1 tRNA gene is annotated in these 225 nt (G+C 48.4%); it reads right to left on the reverse strand.

The features are described from left to right. Nucleotides 1–81: 81 nt before the first annotated feature. Nucleotides 82–155 (reverse strand) — tRNA-Ala (locus G5B00_RS17975). Nucleotides 156–225: the final 70 nt, after the last annotated feature.

The following is a 225-nucleotide window of genomic DNA, read 5'->3' on the forward strand; positions in this document are numbered from 1 at the left end:
TTTCCGGACAAGGGATGAAAAGAGCAAGGATAAAGGACAATGTCCTTCGTCTTTGTTCCTTTTGTCCTGCGTCCAAAAGCGTGGAGAATAACGGATTCGAACCGTTGACCCCCTGCGTGCAAGGCAGGTGCTCTAGCCAGCTGAGCTAATTCCCCGGCCTACATTCTCTTTTATTTCCTGTTATTGATTAAGGCAAACGATCATGATTTGTGCGCAGCGGACCAC

The organism is Parapedobacter sp. SGR-10 (assembly GCF_011030405.1).
Classification (GTDB): domain Bacteria; phylum Bacteroidota; class Bacteroidia; order Sphingobacteriales; family Sphingobacteriaceae; genus Sphingobacterium.